General features: G+C 60.4%; 15 protein-coding genes. 3 read left to right on the top strand and 12 right to left on the bottom strand.

Annotated features, from left to right (window positions below):
• Positions 1–165 precede the first annotated feature (165 nt).
• From QF010_RS00470 to QF010_RS00445, 6 genes are all read right to left on the bottom strand, one after another.
• Entirely contained in the window at positions 166–555 is a 390-nt protein-coding gene (locus QF010_RS00470; protein ID WP_033061663.1) for a RidA family protein, read from the bottom strand.
• A 45-nt stretch (positions 556–600) separates the two neighbouring features.
• A complete protein-coding gene (locus QF010_RS00465; protein ID WP_033061662.1) occupies positions 601–1,407 on the bottom strand; it encodes an amino acid ABC transporter ATP-binding protein in 807 nt (268 codons plus the stop codon).
• Positions 1,404–2,066 carry an amino acid ABC transporter permease gene (locus QF010_RS00460; RefSeq protein WP_008033040.1) on the bottom strand — a complete coding sequence of 221 codons (663 nt, stop codon included), beginning with the start codon at positions 2,064–2,066 and terminating at the stop codon, positions 1,404–1,406. Before QF010_RS00460 ends, QF010_RS00465 begins: the two co-directional genes overlap by 4 nt.
• Before the next feature lie 8 nt (positions 2,067–2,074).
• A complete protein-coding gene (locus tag QF010_RS00455) occupies positions 2,075–2,737 on the bottom strand; it encodes an amino acid ABC transporter permease (protein ID WP_008015908.1) in 663 nt (220 codons plus the stop codon).
• A gap of 51 nt (positions 2,738–2,788) precedes the next feature.
• Entirely contained in the window at positions 2,789–3,637 is an 849-nt protein-coding gene (locus QF010_RS00450) for a transporter substrate-binding protein (protein WP_033061661.1), read from the bottom strand.
• A 401-nt stretch (positions 3,638–4,038) separates the two neighbouring features.
• Entirely contained in the window at positions 4,039–4,473 is a 435-nt protein-coding gene (locus QF010_RS00445) for a hypothetical protein (RefSeq protein ID WP_429509401.1), read from the bottom strand.
• Between the two features lie 271 nt (positions 4,474–4,744).
• Here QF010_RS00445 and QF010_RS00440 point away from each other — a divergent pair, with 271 nt between their 5' ends.
• Positions 4,745–5,188 carry a thioredoxin family protein gene (locus tag QF010_RS00440; protein WP_429509400.1) on the top strand — a complete coding sequence of 148 codons (444 nt, stop codon included), beginning with the start codon at positions 4,745–4,747 and terminating at the stop codon, positions 5,186–5,188.
• A 13-nt stretch (positions 5,189–5,201) separates the two neighbouring features.
• Here the strand turns inward: QF010_RS00440 and QF010_RS00435 are convergent, their stop codons facing one another.
• Positions 5,202–6,068 (bottom strand): LysR family transcriptional regulator, encoded by an 867-nt coding sequence (locus QF010_RS00435; RefSeq protein WP_429509399.1) that lies wholly within the window; start codon positions 6,066–6,068, stop codon positions 5,202–5,204.
• A gap of 103 nt (positions 6,069–6,171) precedes the next feature.
• On the opposite strand from QF010_RS00435, the gene QF010_RS00430 reads away from it, so the two are divergent.
• A complete protein-coding gene (locus QF010_RS00430) occupies positions 6,172–7,722 on the top strand; it encodes an MFS transporter (protein WP_429532320.1) in 1,551 nt (516 codons plus the stop codon).
• Here QF010_RS00430 and QF010_RS00425 read toward each other — a convergent pair.
• A complete protein-coding gene (locus QF010_RS00425) occupies positions 7,712–8,116 on the bottom strand; it encodes a MerR family transcriptional regulator (RefSeq protein WP_033061656.1) in 405 nt (134 codons plus the stop codon). The two genes, QF010_RS00430 and QF010_RS00425, sit on opposite strands and share 11 nt — an antisense overlap.
• A gap of 77 nt (positions 8,117–8,193) precedes the next feature.
• On the opposite strand from QF010_RS00425, the gene QF010_RS00420 reads away from it, so the two are divergent.
• Positions 8,194–9,420 carry an NADH:flavin oxidoreductase/NADH oxidase family protein gene (locus QF010_RS00420; RefSeq protein ID WP_033061655.1) on the top strand — a complete coding sequence of 409 codons (1,227 nt, stop codon included), beginning with the start codon at positions 8,194–8,196 and terminating at the stop codon, positions 9,418–9,420.
• Between the two features lie 3 nt (positions 9,421–9,423).
• On the opposite strand, the gene QF010_RS00415 is transcribed toward QF010_RS00420, so the two are convergent.
• From QF010_RS00415 to cobN, 4 genes are all read right to left on the bottom strand, one after another.
• Positions 9,424–11,070, bottom strand: coding sequence for a phospholipase D-like domain-containing protein (locus QF010_RS00415; RefSeq protein ID WP_429532319.1), 1,647 nt, complete (start codon positions 11,068–11,070; stop codon positions 9,424–9,426).
• Positions 11,071–11,101: 31 nt separating this feature from the next.
• The gene (locus QF010_RS00410) at positions 11,102–11,638 is read right to left on the bottom strand and encodes a vWA domain-containing protein (RefSeq protein WP_429509397.1); all 537 of its coding nucleotides are present in this window, start codon (positions 11,636–11,638) and stop codon (positions 11,102–11,104) included.
• 119 nt (positions 11,639–11,757) lie between these two features.
• Positions 11,758–12,756, bottom strand: a complete 999-nt coding sequence (locus tag QF010_RS00405; RefSeq protein ID WP_429532318.1) for a magnesium chelatase ATPase subunit I — start codon at positions 12,754–12,756, stop codon at positions 11,758–11,760.
• Between the two features lie 243 nt (positions 12,757–12,999).
• Complete coding sequence (gene cobN / locus QF010_RS00400) at positions 13,000–16,893, bottom strand: cobaltochelatase subunit CobN (protein ID WP_429532317.1); 3,894 nt, start codon at positions 16,891–16,893, stop codon at positions 13,000–13,002.

Genomic DNA, 16,893 nt, shown 5'->3' with positions numbered 1-16,893 from the left:
CCCCCGCCCTCCCGAAACGTCGGACCGCCCCAAGGGGTAGAGGGAGCCTGACCGTATCGATGCTTGAATATCTGACTGACATCACAACCCGCATCGATACAAATCAGTCCCCTCGCCCTCCGGGAGAGGGTTAGGGTGAAGGCGCTCCTCAGCTCACCGCAAATCTCAGGCCTTTTTCTTGTACGCGATGCAGTCGATCTCGACCTTGCAATCGACCATCATGTTCGCCTGCACACAGGCCCGGGCCGGGGCGTGCTCGGGTTTGAAGTATTCGGAGAATACCTTGTTGAAACTGGTGAAATCCCTTGGGTCCTCCAGCCACACACCCGCACGCACCACATCTTCCAGGCCATAACCGGCCTCTTCGAGAATCGCGATCAGGTTCTTCATGGTCTGGTGGGTCTGCTCGACGATGCCACCGACAATGATTTCACCATCCATCGCCGGCACCTGCCCGGAAACGTGCAGCCAGCCATCGGCTTCAACGGCACGGGCGAAAGGACGAGGCTGACCGCCAGCGGCAGTACTGCCAGTGCCGTAACGAGTAATGCTCATGAGTGTTTCTCCTGATTGAAACGTTAAAGACTTCTTTTGAAAAAATCAGAACCGCGTGTTCTTGAGAAATTCAGCCAGACGCGGTGATTGCGGGCGTTCGAACAGTTCCTTGGGTGGCCCCTGCTCTTCGATCCGCCCCTGATTCATGAAAACGATTTTGTCCGAGACCTCGAAAGCGAAGCGCATTTCGTGGGTCACCAGCAGCATGGTCATGCCGTCCTCGGCCAGGCCTTTGATCACGCTCAGCACTTCGCCCACCAGTTCCGGATCAAGGGCCGAAGTGACTTCGTCGAACAGCATCAGGCTCGGGTTCATCGCAATCGCCCGGGCAATCGCCACGCGCTGCTGCTGACCACCGGACAACTGGCCGGGGAAGTGATCGCGCCTTTCCAGCAAGCCGACCCGCTCCAGCCATTTTTCTGCCAAGGCCACCGCCTCATCCTTGTGCAGCTTTTTGACCTTGAGCAAACCGAGGGTGACGTTCTGCAACGCCGTGAGGTGCGGAAACAGGTTGAACTGCTGGAACGCCATGCCGGTCATGGCCCGATGCCGGGCGATGACTTTTTCCGGGTGCCGCACGCGCTTGCCGTTGACCTCGTCATAACCGATGGACTCGCCATCGAGCATGATCTGCCCGCCCTGGAACTCTTCGAGCATGTTCACGCAACGCAGCAGCGTGGTCTTGCCCGAACCGCTGGAACCGATCAGCGTCACGACGTTGCCGCGCTGCATAGTCAGGTCGACGCCCTTGAGCACTTCGAGCTGGCCGTACTTTTTGTGCAACCCGCGAATGTCCAGCAGGGGCTGACCGTTTTGAGCATCTTTTGCGTTAGAGAGCGAAGATTGAGTCATGGCAAGGCCACCCGCTTTTCAATGTGCCGGCCGAGTAATTCGATGGCGTAGTTGATGACGAAAAACAGAAATCCGGCGAACAGGTAAAACTCCAGGGTCATGAACGTCCGGGCGATAATCTGCTGCGTACTGAGCAGCAACTCGGCGACACCGATCACCGACAACAGCGTCGAGGCCTTGACGATCTCGGTGGAGGAATTGACCCAGGTCGGCAAGATCTGCCGCAACGCCTGAGGCAACAACACGTAACCGAGCGCTTGATAAAACGTCAGGCCGATGGCCTTGCTCGCTTCCATCTGGCCGCTGGGCAGTGCTTGCAACGCGCCGCGCACAATCTCGGCGACGTGAGAACCGCAAAACAGTGTCAGCCCCAACGCACCGGCCTGAAAGGCACTGATCTGCCAGCCCAGCGCGGGCGCCATATAGAAGCAGGCGAGTACCAAGACAAACACCGGCGTGCCGCGAATGATGTCGACGTAAAACCGAAACGGCGCGCGCATCCAGAACTTGCCGTACGTCAGCACCAGACCGGCGACGATGCCGACCATCGTGCCCAACAGAATCGCCAGGGCCGAGACCTGCACACTGGTCAAAAATCCCTGCCACAGCACTTCCCGGGCAACCCACAACTCATGCAACCAACTAGGGGATTCGTACATGTGGCCTCCTATCGGCGAATCGCCAGACGCTGCTCGAGGTAACGCAGCATCATGGCAATGAGGTAACAGGCCGCCACATAGAGCGCTGTGGTCACCAGCCAGGTTTCAATCACCCGGTAGCTCTCGACATTGATCTTGCGCGCGTAATAGGTCAGCTCCGGCACGGCAATCGCCGCGGCCAGCGAGGTGTCCTTGAACAGCGAAATGAAGTTGTTCGACAAGGCCGGCAGCACATTGCGCAGCATCACCGGCACGGTGACGTACGCCTTGACCTGCCACTCGCCCAGACCGATTGCCAACCCGGCCTCACGTTGCCCCTTGGGAATGCTCAATAGCCCCCCGCGAAACACTTCAGTCAGATAGGCCCCGGCATACAGCGACAGCGTGATGATGAACGACGGAATCTTGTCCAGACGGATCCCCAGGCTCGGCAAGGCAAAGTAGATCAACAGAATCAACACCAGAATCGGCGTGTTACGGATCACCGTCACATACACCGACGCCAGCACCCGCAACGCGCGGTGCTTTGACAGCAAAGCAAACGCCATCATCAGGCCGATCACGCAACCGATGGCGATCGACACCAACGCCAGCTCAAGGCCCAGACCGAGCCCCGCCAGCAAGGTGTCGAAATCGCGCCACACGGCGGCAAAATTCAACTGATAGTTCATGGTCAGCAGTACCTTGAACGGGGCGATCGGAACCGCCCCGCTCTCACGGGATCATTTGAATTCGACGGGGAAACCGATGGCTGGCGACGGCAGATCGACCCCGAACCACTGCTTGAACGACGCCGCGTAGGTCGGGAACTCCACGCCAGTCATGCCTTCATGCAAAACGGTGTTGACGAAGTTCAGCCAATCCTGATCGCCGCGTTTGACGGCGCAGGCGTAGGTTTGCGGGCTCCAGGCGTAGGTCGGGCTGCGATAGCGGCCCGGGTTCTGCACCATCAGGTATTTCACCGACGACTGATCGGTGGCCGCGGCGTCGGCACGACCGGAGTTCACCGCCTGATACATCAGGTCCACGCTGTCGTACTGATCGACCTTGGCTTTGGGCAACGCCTGATGCACCAGTTCTTCGGCGTACACGTTCTGCAACACCGCCACGGTCACGCCGTCACCGGCAGCTTTAAGGTCTTCGATTTCCTTGTACTTGCTGTTGGCCGGCAGCAGCAGGCCGACACCTTCGCGGTAGTACGGCAGCGTGAACGCCACTTGCTGCGCTCGGCTGGCAGTCACGGTGATGAACTGACAGCTCATGTCGACCTTGTCGGTCAGCAGGTTGGGAATCCGCGCATCGGACGACTGCACCACGAACTCGACCTTGCTCGGGTCGTTGAACAACCCCTTGGCCACCATCCGCGCGATATCGATATCAAACCCCTGCAACTTGCCGTCCGCTCCCTGGAAGTGCCACGGCGCATTGGTACTGCCCGTGCCCACAATCAGTTTCCCGCGGGCCAGCACGCTATCGAGCTTGCTGTCCGCCGCCTGGGCCACACCCATGACAGCAGCCGAAGCCGCGAGAACAAAAACACACGCTTTAAACAAGGAAGGTCGGCGATGCATGGCAAGCACTCCAGGGTGATGGTTATTCCGCTATACCGGATATTGGTATGTAACAACGGAATAGACAGCAGAAAGTGTGCCACAGACGACGAAGAGTGTCTTAGAGGAAATGGAAAATGTTTTGAATCAAGGAGATGTCAGCGACCGGTCAAACCACGTCACCGCACACGGCGGCTGAAAAGCGCTACCGTTGGCTACAGAGATGAGTCGACATGAAACAAAATGACGCGTGTAACAACATCCTGGTACTCAAAGTACAAGGAGAATTTCCCCGCGAAAATTGTCAACGGTGTGGCGATAACGCCACAACGTTGACCGCTATGGCGAAATCGTTTTGTGCCTGAGTAATCAAGAAAATTCGAATGCCAATCAAAGATTCAGCGGGGAGGTTCGTCTCAACCTCAGCCCACCAAAACCAATTTCAAGTTGCGAAATTTTCCACCGTTCTCATTCCCTACCAGCATTAAACTAAAAAAATCGTAGTCACCCTCAGCTACTGTTTTGTCTACGGAAAAATTGAACTCATACGGTGTGAAGTCGGACCCACTCTTTACATCGATTTGCTTGCGCAGACCTGAAAGTTCTAGCGCTAGGTTGGCGTAGCTTGTGGTCACATCTGTAAAAAGACCTTCGAATGAAAAATGGTACTTGCCAAGTTTCAGCTCCAAATTTTGTCCGACGTTAGCGCCACCCTTCACGTGACAGTAACCATCACGAAATTCGGCCCAGGCGGGGGTAGAGGGAGGCAGGTGGATCTGCCAGTATTTCTCGCCTTGTGTGAACTCACTATCGACTATCAGATTATCTTTACTTCCAACTAAATTTTTACCGGTCATGGTGTAACTCCTGTCAGTGTGAAAAAGTCCCTCCCTGTGCTCCATAAAGTGCATGGCACCGTATGAAAACAGTCCGGCTATTCAGCGCGGGGCCAAAAATAATCACAACTGTCAAACTTGACAGGTCTGTCAACTAACCGACCAACGGCACGATCTGTTTCAGACGCTCCTCCGCTGACCAAATAGACCTGTAATTTTTGACAGTAGACCTATCCTCCCCTCTCCTTTACCGTCAGCAGACACTTGGTGCCCTGTGAAAAAGGAGATTTCAATGAGCTCAACAAACGCGCGCAAAGCACTGGCCCCGGTCTACCGCAAAGCCCTGAAAACCTGGCGTCCGGTCATCCTCTACTTCGGCAGTCAGCACTGCCCCGCCTGCGAAACAGCCGGGCCGATTTTTCGTCAGATCGGCGAGCGATATCGCCATCACGCGAACATCTACATGCTCAATACCAGCGAATCACCCCGCCACCCGAACGTCACCGGCACTCCGACCGTGTTGTTTTACAAGGATGGGAAGCTGCTGAAGAAGCTCAAAGGAATCGGCACTGAGCAAACCCTGCAGGAAGACTTCGCCAGGCACATTGGCAAGGTGAAACCGACAACGACGAAGCGTAAACCGGCTCACGATCTGGCGTGGTTGCGTCAGACCCTGCGAATGTTGCGCACTGTGCCTCGCGCAACTCGGCAGTTGAATCGGCGGGTGTGCTGTTAGATTGCTTTCGCGCTTAGCGATTTTTGACCTGCTCGATATACCTGGCGACCGCCGCAGACTTCTCGAACCGACGATAAATCAACGACAACCACGAACTCGCCTCGCACCCTTTGATTGCCCTGTACAACACACCGGGCAAACCCACATGCCCGACCACCGATTCTGGCACCACCGCCACGCCCTGCCCCAACGACACCAATGCAATGACCGCCACCAGCCCACCCGGTTGCGCCCCCAGTTTCGGTGCAAATCCACCCTCGGCGGCGACTTGCAGGGTGCCGCTGATTTGCTCCGGCAGGATGAACGTCTCGTTCTGCAAATGTTCCGGACCAATCTCTGGCAATCGGCACAGCCAGGACTCGGCCGACACCGCCAGCACAAAACCTTCTGCGTCCAGGCGAATGGCATCCAGGCCTTCCGGCAAAGTCATGGGTGAGCGGACATAGCCAATATCGAAACGCCCCTCGACCACCATCATCGGCAATGACGCCATGGGACTTTCCCGCACGTTCAGGCTGACGTCAGGACACTCGCGGCTGAAGGCTTGCACTTGTTTCTGCAGCAAGCCCGAATACACCGCCGAAGCCACGTAACCCAGTTCGATATGGCCAATATCCCCGCGCCCGGCACGCTGGGCGTTGTACTGAGCGTATTCGAATTGCCGCACTGTCGCCTCCGCTTCGATCAGCAGCGCGGCGCCGGCCTCGGTCAGGCTGACTTCACGTGTCTGGCGCACGAACAATCGCGTGCCGAGTTCGTTCTCCATGTCCTGGATCTGTCGAGTCAAGGTCGGCGGTGCGATACCGAGTTGTTCGGCGGCGCGGGTGAAGTTGCCTTGCCGGGCAACGGCCAGAAAATAGCGGAAATGCCGAATATCCATCGTTGCGTTAGCTCAAAGGTAATGAAGTGACAAGGCGTACCTAACAAGGAAAGTAGCAGCCGGCGATAAGCTGCACTGACTTTTACAGTAGAGAAACGCTGCCATGCCCGTCAAACCCAAGGTAAGTCCGCGACTGACGTTACTCACAGCCTCAGGCGTTTGCTCGCTGATCGTTCTCGACACCAACATTGTCGCCGTCACCCTGCCAGCGATCGCCCGCGACCTGGGCGCTAACTTTGCCGACATCGAATGGGTCGTCAGCGCTTACATGCTGGCCTTCGCCGCTCTTTTGTTGCCGGCTGGCAGCATTGCCGACCGCTTCGGCCGGCAAAAAACCTTGCTCTGTGGGCTGGGCATTTTCATCCTTGCGTCCATCGGTTGCGGTGCCGCGCCCAATGCGCTGTTCCTCGACATCGCCCGGGCGATCAAGGGTGTCGGCGCGGCCTTGCTGCTGACCTCGGCCCTCGCCTCCATCGGCCACACCTTTCACGATGAAGTGGAACGGGCCAAGGCCTGGGCGTTCTGGGGCGCGTGCATGGGGGTGGCGATGACCGCCGCGCCGACGGTCGGCGGGCTGATCACCGAATACATGGGCTGGCGCTGGATTTTCTACCTTAACCTGCCCGTCGGAGTGTTCCTGATGGTGATGGTCTGGCGCGCCGTGCCGGAGTCCCGCGACACTCAGTCCGCACGCCTCGATCCCTGGGGCAGCCTGGCGTTCAGTGCGAGTTTGTTGTGCCTGATCTGGGGCCTGATCGAGGCGAACCGGATCGGCTGGAGCAACCCGTTGACCTACGCTCGGCTGATCGGCGGCGCCTTGTTGCTGGGGCTGTTCGTAGTGATTGAACGGCTGCAGCGGCGGCCAATGGTTGACCTGCAACTGTTCAAGCATCCGCGTTTCATCGGCGCGCTATTGGGCATGTTTGCCTACGCCGGTTGCGCTCAGGTGATGATGACCCTGCTGCCGTTCTACCTGCAAAACGGCCTGGGTTTCTCGGCCATCGCTTCAGGGCTGGGGATGTTGCCGTTTGCCCTGACCATGCTGATTTGCCCGCGCATCGGCGTACGTCTGGCGAGTCGATTTGCCCCTGCCACATTGATGGCTGCCGGTTTGACCCTGGTCGGCAGCGGCAACCTGCTCAGTGCCTGGGCAGTCAGCAGCGGCGGTTACCTGCCCTTCGCCCTGGCGATTGCCGTGACGGGCGCCGGTGCCGGGCTGCTAAACGGCGATACGCAAAAGAACATCATGGCCTGCGTGCCACGGGAGCGCACTGGCATGGCCTCAGGCATGAGCACCACCATGCGCTTCAGCGCCATCGTGCTGGCCATCGGCGTGTTCGGTGCGTTGCTGTCCAGTCATACCGAGCTGTTGTTGCGCACCAGTCTGTCGGAACATGGCACGCAATGGCTCGATCAAACACAGAGCATTGCTTCACGGGTGGTGGCCGGCGACATGACGGCGGCGATGGGCCTGTTGCCGGAAACCGCGCGCACGGTGGTCGAGCCGTTGGCCCGGCAAGCCTTCGTCGGTGGTTTCAGCCTGCTGCTTTGGGTTGCAGGCCTGCTGGCATTGCTGGGTGCGCTGGTGGTGGGCACGCTGATGCGCAATCCGATCCCTGCCCCGTCGACTGCGGCCCTCGGTGCTAAGGCTTGAACTTCGCCAATACCCGCTGGGCATTCGCTTCGCAACCCATGCCCTCGGGTCGCGACTGAATGTTGTCGATCACCTCCAACAGCTGCGCCTTGCTCTGCGCCAGGTGCAGCTGCATCTCTTCGATCTGTTCGACTTTGCGCGTGAGACCCGCCAGCAATTCGTCTTGCTTGAACTCACCGGTCGCGCTGTCCGGCAACAACTGCTTCAACTCTTCCAGGCTGAACCCGGCCTGCTGGGCGCAAAGGATGATCTTCAGGGTTTGCAACGCTTGGTCGGGATAATGCCGGTAACCGTTGGCCCGGCGCTCCACCTGCCGAATCAAACCCTGAGCCTCGTAAAACCGAATGCGCGACGCGTTCAACCCGCTTAACTGCGCCAATTCACCAATCTTCATCACGGCCTCATTTACCTGCTTGACATTAAAGTTAACTTTAAGCTTAGCCTCTACTCATCACTGATGAGGAGTCAAGTATGTCGCCCTTCCAAGCGTTGAATTTGCCCAACGGCCAGACCATCGGCAACCGCATCGCCAAAGCCGCGATGGAAGAGAACCTCGCCGATGCCGAGCAGGCACCCGCTGAGGCCTTGTTCCGTCTGTATCAGGCGTGGGCCGAAGGCGAAACCGGCCTGTTGCTGACCGGTAACGTGATGATCGACCGCCGCGCCATGACCGGCCCCGGTGGTGTGGTGCTGGAGGATGAACGGCACCTTGAACGTTTTCGCCAGTGGGCAACGATTGGCCGGGCCGGTGGCGCGCAGTTCTGGATGCAGCTCAATCATCCTGGCCGCCAGACCATGGCCAACCTCGGCCAGCAAGCGTTGGCGCCTTCGGCGGTGGCGCTGGACCTGGGTGGGTTCTCGAAGATGTTTGCCGAACCCAAACCCATGAGCGAGCGCGGCATCGAAGACGTCATCCAACGCTTCGCCACCAGCGCTGCCCTGGCGGAAAAAGCCGGCTTCACCGGGGTGCAGATTCATGCCGCACACGGTTATCTGCTCAGCCAGTTCCTCTCGCCCTTGACCAATCGCCGAACCGACCGCTGGGGCGGTTCCCTGGAAAATCGCGCGCGCTTGTTGTTGGCCGTGGTCAGCGCCGTGCGCAAGGTCGTGTCGCCGCAATTTTGCGTGGCGGTGAAGCTCAACTCGGCGGATTTCCAGCGCGGCGGTTTCGATGCCGACGATGCTCGGCAAGTCATCCAGTGGCTCAACGATCAACCGATCGATCTGCTGGAACTCTCCGGCGGCAGCTACGAAGCCCCCGCCATGCAAGGCGAGGCCCGGGATGGCAGGACCCTGGCGCGTGAAGCGTATTTTCTGGAGATGGCCGGTGAGCTGGCCAGTGTGGCGAAGATGCCGGTGATGGTGACGGGTGGGATTCGACGCCTGGCGATCGTCGAACAGGTGCTCGACAGTGGCATCGCCATGGCCGGCATCGGCACGGCGCTGGCGATTGAACCTCAACTGGTCAAACGCTGGCGCGAAGGCCAGAACAGTCACCCGCAACTGCCGCCGATTCTCTGGAAGCGCAAACCCCTGGCAGCACTGGCGAGCATGGCCGTCGTGAAGTTCCAGCTCAATCGCCTGAGCCGTGGGCGCAAGACCCGTCCTGACGTTTCGGCGTTATGGGCGTTGATTCTCGACCGCGTGTACATCGCCCGGCGGACTCGCCAGTACCGGCAGGCGATGAACAGGTCATAGTGCTTATCGCCCCGAGAAGCGCAATCTGGATAGCTGACGCAAATCCCCTGCGCGATAGTAATCATCGGTCCAGCTGTCATCCGCCGCCAACGGCTGGACCTGCTTGAGCGCGAGTTTTTTGGCGAAGTAGCGAAAGCGGTAATGCTCGTAGAACCGCAGCAGCTCCAGACCATAACGGTCTGCCAGATCGGTATCTCCGCGAATGATCAGGTAGTTCTCGTCATTGCCATTGCTGGCCGCGGCACTGAGGTTATGGCTGCCGCTGATGATCGTCGGCGCATCGCTGGTGAAATCCGTCACGACGGCTTTGGTGTGCACCAGCAGGTTGCCCTTCTGACCCTTCATGTTCTCTCGCAGCCACCCTTCCAGCCCGGTGTTGAGCAGCGCGGTGGCGGCGAATTCGGCGGTGCGGTCGGCGTGGAAACCGGTGATACGACTGGCGGTGTTTTGCAGGCCGTAACGCAAGATGTCGTCGTGGGGCTGGCCGAGCAAACCGTTCAGGATGTCGTCGGGCAAGGCGAACGCAGTGACGAACAGCACGTCCTTTTTCGCGGCGTTGATGATTTCGACAAACTCATCCAGATCCCCTCCGCCCGAGCGTGGAGAGAACCCGGCGAACGTCGGTTGCAGCGGATCCATCGGGTTGTTTTGGGTGATCCAGTTTCGGCTGGCGCCGACATCCGCCGGGTTTGCCCAGACCTGCTCGAAGGTGTGCAGATAGCTGGCGCTGACGCGTGTGTCGTCCAGCACATGCACCACGTTGGCCTGGCGGTAAACGCCGTTGGGCGTGAAATTGGTGCTGCCGCACAGCACCGCTTCGGGTTGATGCTGCCCCGCCGCGTCGAGCCGGCTCAGCACCATGAATTTGTTGTGGAAGATATTGTGGGTGACCCGCCCGCGCTTGTTCTCTGCCGGGATTTTTTCCAGGCTGGTTTCGTTCAGGGTGGTGTCTTCATCACCCGGTTGAGCGTGATACAGGACTCGAATGTTGACCCCACGCTCGAACGCGGCATTGACCGCATCGACGATGGCCTGCAATTCATACTCGTAGATGGCAATGTCCAGCGCCCACTGGCCATCCACCGCACGCTCGATAAACCCCAGCAAACGCCCGAGCAAACCGTTTTCCAGCCATTGCCGCGGGGCATCCGGCCAGGCTTCGATGGGCAGGTTCTTGTTGGCGCTGATCAGCGCGTCGAGCTCGGGAAACTTGCGCTGGAACGCCTGGCTGGCAGCCACTGCGCGATTGAAGATCACGCTTTGGTGATTCGGCTGACCATTGTCGGAGGTGACCGTCACTTCCAGGAATTCACCCAGTTGCGGCGCATCAACGCTGCCGTAGGCCAGGTGGATTCGGTAATGGATCGTCATCCCCGGATTGACCGCGTAATCGGCCCAGCGAAATTTCTGCAACGGTGCGATATCGCTGGGGGTCGCGTGAAACTGGGGAAAGGTATGCACCTTGCCGGGGAAGGTCAGGCTGTTGAACAGGAATAGCCAAGGCTTGGGACCTTGCTGTTTTTCGATGGCGAAACCCAAGAGGCCTTTGCGGCGGGGTTCGGCCAGGTCCATGGCCAACAGCACGCCATTGGTACCGGCGTAGGCCTTGACGCGAAAATCATCCTGATGGTTGGCGGCTAGAACGCGCATGGTTCACTCCTGTGAAAGACTGCTGCGACCTCTACATGTCATCGATATGCCGGTACTCGGCCTGCAAGTCGGCAGCCAGGATTTTAGACCGTCCAAGCCGAATCGGCCCACGTTCGATGTCGATCAGCAGCCCCGGACAATCAAGCGCCGGCAACATCGACCAGTCCTTCAATCGGCCATCGGTCACCAGCAACAAGCGCTGATGTTCCGCCGGAAAACGTTTTTGTCGTGCCGCCAGCCAGCGCCCTGCCTCACCCAGCGCCGCCAGTAACGGCGTACCACCGCCAGCTCCCAGCCCATCAAGCCAGTTGCGCAAACCCGCGGAGGCTTTCAACCCTTGCACCTGCCACTTCGGCACATGACCACTGGCAGTCAGCAACGCCAGACGCGCACGTTGGCGATAGGCATCGTCGAACAGTTGCGCGAGCAAGCCCTTGGCATCGCTCAACGCCTGATGGCGACGAGTCGAAGCCGAGGCGTCGACGATCACCAACCACAGTTCGTGGGGCGAACGGGTGCGCAGGTGAAACAAGACATCGTCGCGTTGACGCGGGCGGCCGTTCAGCAATGTGCCCGGCCAGTTGATCGAGCCGCTGCGCGCCGCGTGACGCTTACCCTGCTTGCCATTGTCCAGTCGTCCGGCGCGGGGTCTGGCATTCGCCCCCGCGTCAGATCGAGGGCGAATGCCTAGGGCTTTTTTGGCCAGCTCGGCACGTCACGTCGTACGCCGACCGGGAGCGCCTGAGCGGGCATTTCCCCCCATTGGCCCTGGCCTTCGCTTGGGGTGGAATGCTGGGTGGAAGGCGGCTGGCTTTGTTGCCGTGTCGGAGGCGACTGCTCGCGGCGACGATGGCGCAAGGCAAATTCGGCGACGGCGTCGATATCTTCCTCGGCGATGCTGCTCGCCCCACGCCACGCCGCGTGGGCACGCGCCGCGCGCAACCAGACCAGGTCGGCCCGCAAGCCATCGACACCGGCGGCAAAGCAGCGCTCGGTAATCTGCGCCAGTGCATGATCGTCGAGCGGGATGCTTGCCAGCGCGCTGCGCGCCTTCTGGCAACGTTCGCGCAGAGACTGCTGTTGGCTTTCCCATTCGGCGCAGAAGCTGTGGGGATCGCTGTCAAAATCCAGCCGTCGGCGGATGATCTGGCCGCGCTCAGTCGGTGCTGTATGGCCACTGAGGGCGACGTTCAGGCCAAAGCGGTCGAGCAATTGCGGACGCAGCTCACCCTCTTCCGGGTTCATGGTGCCGATCAGCACGAACTTCGCCGAATGCCGATGGGAAATGCCGTCGCGTTCGATCAGGTTGGTGCCGCTGGCGGCCACATCCAGCAGCAGGTCCACCAGGTGATCGGGCAATAAATTGACCTCATCCACGTAGAGCACGCCGCCGTCAGCCTTGGCCAGTACACCGGGGGAAAACTGTGCGCGACCCTCGCTCAGGGCGGCGTCCAGGTCGAGGGTGCCCACCAGCCGTTCTTCGGTGGCGCCGAGCGGCAAGGTGACGAATTGGCCGCTGGCCAGTAGATCCGCCAGGCCTCGGGCCAGGGTCGATTTGGCCATGCCGCGCGGGCCTTCGATCAGCACGCCGCCAATTTTCGGGTCGATGGCGGTCAGGTAGAGGGCGAGCTTGAGATCGTCGGCGCCGACCACGGCGGAAAGCGGGAAATGGGGGGTGTCGGTCATGGTTTGTCTGGGTCCGTGGTCGTTGATTTGGTGGTGGGGTGTCAGGGGGATCGCCCCCTCACCCTAACCCTCTCCCCAGAGGGGCGAGGGGACTGATCGGGTTGTTTAAACGAAATTCTGCGACCTGGGCCTTCAGGTTGAACTCAAGTTTTGGAAACGATGTAGATCAGCCCCCTCTCCCCTCTGGGGAGAGGGTTGGGGTGAGGGGTGGATTTCAGGCCGTAAAAAATACCGAAACAACCACTACCCCTCCTCCTCAATATCCAACAACAAATTCTCCAGCGCCTCTCGATACTCACCCGGCTCCTTCCACATCCCCCGCTGCTGCGCCTCCAGCATTCGCTCAGTCATGTCGCGCAACGCATGCGGATTATGTTCGCGGACAAAGTCCCGGGTCGCCGGATCCAGCAAGTACGCATCTGCCAGCAACGCATACTGGTGATCGTCGATCAGCTGCGTTGTAGCGTCGAAAGCAAACAGGTTATCGACCGTCGCCGCCAGTTCAAACGCGCCCTTATAGCCGTGGCGCTTCACGCCGTCGATCCACTTCGGATTGGCTGCCCGGGAGCGAATCACCCGGTTCAGCTCTTCCTTCAACGTGCGGATCTTCGGCAAGTCCGGCTGGCTGTGGTCGCCATGGTAACTGGCCGCCGCTTCACCACTGAGGCTCTCCACGGCCGCGAGCATGCCGCCCTGGAATTGGTAATAGTCGTTGGAATCGAGCAAGTCGTGTTCACGGTTGTCCTGGTTTTGCAGCACGGCTTGCACCTGGCTCAGGCGCTGAGCGAACTGTTCTCGCGCCGCGGTGCCTTCGTCAGAGCCGCCGTAAGCGTAGCCACCCCAGTTCAGATAAACCTCGGCCAGGTCGTCGCGACTCTGCCACAGACGACCATCGATGGCGCCCTGCACGCCCGCACCGTAAGCACCGGGCTTGGCGCCAAAGATGCGCCAACCGGCCTGACGCTTCGCCGCGTCTTCATCCAGCCCCGATTGCATCAACGCTTCGCGCTCGGCACGCACCTTGGCGGCCAAGGGGTTGAGGTCGTCCGGTTCGTCGAGGGCGGCGACCGCTTGCACGGCGGCGTCGAACAGGCGGATCAGATTGGCAAAGGCATCGCGGAAGAATCCGGAGACGCGCAACGTCACGTCCACGCGCGGACGGTCCAGCAGACTCAGCGGCAGAATTTCGAAGTCGTCGACCCGCTGACTGCCCGTCGCCCAGACCGGGCGCACGCCCATCAACGCCATGGCCTGGGCGATGTCGTCGCCACCGGTGCGCATGGTCGCGGTGCCCCACACCGACAGACCGAGCTGACGCAGGTGATCGCCATGGTCTTGCAGGTGTCGTTCAAGAATCAGGTTGGCCGACTGGAAACCGATGCGCCACGCGGTGGTGGTCGGCAGGTTACGCACGTCCACCGAATAGAAGTTGCGCCCGGTCGGCAGCACATCGAGCCGACCGCGACTCGGCGCACCGCTGGGGCCGGCCGGCACGAAGCGGCCGTTCAGGGCGTCGAGCAGACCGCGCATTTCCGCCGGGCCGCAGGCGTCCAGCCTAGGCGCGACGACTTCGCGCAGGCTGTCGATGATGGCGCTGACCTCATCCCAACTCGCCTCCTGTGGGAGCAGGCCTTTGTGGCGAGGGAGCTTGCTCCCGCTGGACTGCGCAGCAGTCCCATCTTTTGGGTCCGCTTCGCGAACCAACGGGAGCAAGCTCCCTCGCCACAAAGGCTCGTTTCCAAAGGGTTCGGCGTTGGTATTCAGGGTTTGCGTGATGAGTTGCGCGGCGAACAGCTCCAGACGCTCGCGGGTATCGCCCGCCGTGCGCCAGACTTCATCACTGAGGGATTGCAGTTCCATCGGCTGCGGTCCGGTCCAAGGTTCGGCCAGCGCACAATCCAGCGGATCGAAGCCCAACGTGAACGCCTTGGCCAAGGCCCGCAGCAGACTCGATTGCGCACCACGCCCATCGCCACGCGGAATGCGCAACAACGCCAACAAGGTATCGATGCGCAATCGCCCGGTCGGTGACTCGCCAAACACATGCAGGCCGTCGCGAATCTGCGACTCTTTCAAGTCGCACAAATAGGTGTCCAGACGCGGCAGCCAGATCGCCGCATCGGCATCGCTGTCGAGTTTTTCGTCCAGTTGCAGTTCGCGGTCGATGTGCGTCTCGCGCACCAATTGCAGGATGTCGCGCTGCAATTCCCGGGCACGGCGCGGATCGAGCAATTGCGCTTCGTAATACTCGTCGGCAAGTAATTCGAGGTTGCGTAACGGGCCGTACGTTTCAGCGCGGGTCAGCGGCGGCATCAGGTGATCGATGATCACCGCCTGCGTACGGCGCTTGGCCTGGGCGCCCTCGCCCGGATCGTTGACGATAAAGGGATAGATGTTCGGCAGCGGACCGAGCAGCGCATCCGGCCAGCAATGCTCGGACAGCCCGACGCCTTTGCCCGGCAGCCATTCGAGGTTGCCGTGCTTGCCGACGTGGATCACGCCGTGGGCGCCGTAGGTGTTGCGCAACCAGAAATAGAACGCCAGATAACCGTGAGGCGGCACCAGGTCCGGGTCGTGATACACCGCACTCGGGTCCACCTGATAACCCCGCGCCGGTTGAATGCCGACGAAGGTCAGGCCAAAACGCAGCCCGGCGATCATCATTCGCCCGCCACGGCACATCGGATCGCTTTGCGGCGCGCCCCAACGTTCCAGCACGGCTTGGCGATTGGACTCGGGCAAGGCGTTGAACATCAGCAGGTAGTCGTCCATCGACAGACTTTGCTGACACGGACGCTGGTCGAGGGTGTCGAGGTCATTGCTGACGCCGCCGAGCAATTGCTGGATCAACGCGGTGCCCGTGTCGGGCAATTCGGCGGGCAGCGGATAACCTTCTTTATGCAGCGCACGCAGGATGTTCAGCGCCGCGGCCGGAGTGTCGAGGCCGACACCATTGCCGATGCGACCGTCGCGGGTCGGATAATTGGCGAGGATCAAGGCGATGCGTTTTTCAGCATTGGGCACTCGCGCCAGATCAATCCAGCGCCGCGCCAGTTCGGCGACAAAATCCATGCGTTCCGGTTGTGGTCGATAGCAGACCACATCGGATTGGCTGCGCTCGCTGCGCCAGGCCAGGTCTTTGAAGCTGATCGGTCGGCTGATGATCCGCCCGTCCAGTTCCGGCAGCGCAATGTGCATCGCCAGATCACGCGGACCGAGGCCTTGTTCGCTGGCGCGCCAACCGGGTTCGTTGTCCTGAGCGCAGATCGCCTGGATCACCGGAATGTTGCGGCGAAACGGTCGCAAATGCGGCGCTTCAGGGCTGGATTGCGCGAAACCGGTGGTGTTGAGAATCACCCCCGCCTCGACTTCGTCCAACAGGTCCTCGACCACCGTCAGGCAGCCGGGCTCTTTCAAACTGGCCAGGGCAATTGGCAACGGGTTCAACCCTGCCGCCTGCAAACGCTGGCAGAAAACATCGATGAAACCGGTGTTCGCCGCCTGCAAATGCGAGCGGTAGAACAGCACCGCCGCGACCGGTTGATCGGCTTGCCAATCGGCTTGCCAATCCTTCAGTTCAGCGGGGCTTTTGTGCGGGTGGTAAATCGCCGTGCGCGGCAGGGTTTGCGGCTCGGCCCAGGCGTAATCGCGATCCAGCCAACGATTGGCGAGGCAGCGGAAAAAATCCAGGGCATTGCTCATGCCGCCCTGACGCAGAAACTGCCAGAGGCGGTCGCGGTCTTCCGCGCCCACCGTGCTTAGGTCGCTGAGTTCCGGGTCCGGGCGGTCATCGCCGGGCACCAGAATCAGCTGCACGCCGCGCTCCGACAGTTGCACCAGTTGCTCCACGCCGTAACGCCAATAGGCGATGCCGCCGTGCAGCGAAATCAGAATCACCTTGGCGTGGCGCAGCACTTCGTCGACATACAGGTCGACCGACGCGTGGTTCTGCACCTGCATCGGGTTGGCCAGGCGCACACTCGGGTAATCGTCGGGCAACTGCTGCGCGGCTTCGGCGAGCAGCGCGAGGCTGGAGTCGCCGCTGCACAGGATCACCAGCTCGGCGGGGGTTTGTCCAAGGTCGGCAATGTTGTCATCCGACACGAAACCGCCGGGCTGGGTCCTGAGCAGGTGCAT

Source organism: Pseudomonas silensiensis, from assembly GCF_050434865.1.
GTDB lineage: Bacteria > Pseudomonadota > Gammaproteobacteria > Pseudomonadales > Pseudomonadaceae > Aquipseudomonas > Aquipseudomonas fluorescens_W.
This window is presented reverse-complemented; position numbering and strand designations above follow the sequence as displayed.

Bases quoted from the DNA above. Each gene is read 5' to 3' on its own strand.
- QF010_RS00460 (WP_008033040.1), bottom strand. From the start codon at position 2,066: ATGTACGAATCCCCTAGTTGGTTGCATGAGTTGTGGGTTGCCCGGGAA.
- QF010_RS00435 (WP_429509399.1), bottom strand. From the start codon at position 6,068: ATGGATATTCGGCATTTCCGCTATTTTCTGGCCGTTGCCCGGCAAGGC.
- QF010_RS00470 (WP_033061663.1), bottom strand. From the start codon at position 555: ATGAGCATTACTCGTTACGGCACTGGCAGTACTGCCGCTGGCGGTCAG.
- QF010_RS00420 (WP_033061655.1), top strand. From the start codon at position 8,194: ATGTCGCCCTTCCAAGCGTTGAATTTGCCCAACGGCCAGACCATCGGC.
- QF010_RS00450 (WP_033061661.1), bottom strand. From the start codon at position 3,637: ATGCATCGCCGACCTTCCTTGTTTAAAGCGTGTGTTTTTGTTCTCGCG.
- QF010_RS00440 (WP_429509400.1), top strand. From the start codon at position 4,745: ATGAGCTCAACAAACGCGCGCAAAGCACTGGCCCCGGTCTACCGCAAA.
- QF010_RS00445 (WP_429509401.1), bottom strand. From the start codon at position 4,473: ATGACCGGTAAAAATTTAGTTGGAAGTAAAGATAATCTGATAGTCGAT.
- QF010_RS00430 (WP_429532320.1), top strand. From the start codon at position 6,172: ATGCCCGTCAAACCCAAGGTAAGTCCGCGACTGACGTTACTCACAGCC.
- QF010_RS00415 (WP_429532319.1), bottom strand. From the start codon at position 11,070: ATGCGCGTTCTAGCCGCCAACCATCAGGATGATTTTCGCGTCAAGGCC.
- QF010_RS00455 (WP_008015908.1), bottom strand. From the start codon at position 2,737: ATGAACTATCAGTTGAATTTTGCCGCCGTGTGGCGCGATTTCGACACC.
- QF010_RS00465 (WP_033061662.1), bottom strand. From the start codon at position 1,407: ATGACTCAATCTTCGCTCTCTAACGCAAAAGATGCTCAAAACGGTCAG.
- QF010_RS00425 (WP_033061656.1), bottom strand. From the start codon at position 8,116: ATGAAGATTGGTGAATTGGCGCAGTTAAGCGGGTTGAACGCGTCGCGC.
- QF010_RS00405 (WP_429532318.1), bottom strand. From the start codon at position 12,756: ATGACCGACACCCCCCATTTCCCGCTTTCCGCCGTGGTCGGCGCCGAC.
- cobN (WP_429532317.1), bottom strand. From the start codon at position 16,893: ATGCACCTGCTCAGGACCCAGCCCGGCGGTTTCGTGTCGGATGACAAC.